The 1,368-nt window shown below is 73.2% G+C and carries 1 protein-coding gene; it reads right to left on the reverse strand.

Going from position 1 to position 1,368, the window contains the following annotated elements; all coding sequences use genetic code 11:
* A partial coding sequence (locus tag I003_RS0129460; protein WP_486584466.1) for an MFS transporter occupies positions 1-1,144 on the reverse strand: 1,144 nt, incomplete at its 3' end.
* Between the last annotated feature and the right edge of the window lie 224 nt (positions 1,145-1,368).

Here is a 1,368-nt window from a genome sequence, read left to right on the forward strand (position 1 = left end):
CCCCCGCCAGCGGACCGGCCGCCGCCTGGCCGACCGGCTTCATCACCAGCGAGCCGGCGGCGTCGTACGCGTGCACCCGGCCGAGGACGTCCTGCGGCACGTGGGTCTGCACACTGGTGTAAAACATGACAATCCAGAAGGCGGCGCCGATGCCGCTCACGCCGTAGCACAGGGCGACGAGAGGCGCGGAGAGCCCGAGGGCGACGCCCAGCGGCATCAACGCCCACGCGGTCATCGACAGCGCACCGGCGCGCAACGGGTGCCGCGGGCGGAGTCTGATCGCGACGAGCCCGCCCACCACGCTGCCCGCCCCGAGGGAGGACATGACCAGGCCGAAGGTCGAGGCGCCGTAGTCGGTGACAAGGGTGCTGTTGCCGAGGGTCGTGGTGGGGCCCGCGCCGGCGAGTTGCCAGAGCATGAAGACGACGATGACGCTCCACAGCCAGGTACGGGCCGTGAACTCCCGCCAGCCCTCGACCAGATCGGCCCGGAACGACGGCGCGCCGTCGCGCGCGGCGCCGGGGCCCATGGGGACGGTACGGAGAACGAAGAGGCAGGCGCCGCTGACCGCGTACGTCAGGGCGTCGAGGGCGACGACGACGGCGGGCGAGGAGACGGCCAGGAGCAGCCCGGCGAGCGACGGGCCGAGCACGAGGGTGACGGACTCGGCGATGCGCAGGGTGGCGTTGGCCTTCTGCACGTCCTTCGCAACGCGCGGGGTGATGCTGGCGACGCCGGGCTGGAAGAGCGCGCTGCCCGCGCCGACGAAGGCCAGCAGCACGAGGATCTGCCACAGCCGGGGCGTACCCGTCAGGAACAGCAGCGCGAGGGCCATCTGGAAGACGAGCCGCGCCACGTCCGAGACGACCATGAGCCGGCGGGCGCCGAAGCGGTCGGACAGCACGCCGCCGAAGATGATCAGCGCGGCGAACGGCGCGACGAGCGCGGCAAGGGCGTAACCGACGCCGCTCGCACCGTATCCGGCGCCCAGCACGGCGGCGGTGATGGCGACGGGGAGCATGGCGTCGCCGAGGAGGGAGGTGGTGCGGGCGGTGAAGAAGAGCCGGAAGTCCGCGGTCCACAACGGCGTGGCGGACGCCGGCCCCCCGGCTCGCAGCTCACGGGCCATCTCCGAACCAGCCACCACACCGCCCCAGGCACACCGCCGAACGCCGACCGCCGACCCCGACCGGGAAACCACTCTTGCGGCGGGGTGGGGACGGGGTCAACGGAATATGGAGCCGGGCGAGTTCAGGGTCGGGGGACCGGGGGTGGGGGACCGGGAGCGGGAGACCGGGAGCGGGAGACCGGGAGCGGGAGACCGGGAGCGGGAGACCGGGGGTGAGGATCGGGGGTGAGGATCGGGGG

It is taken from the genome of Streptomyces sp. CNQ329 (assembly GCF_000482585.1).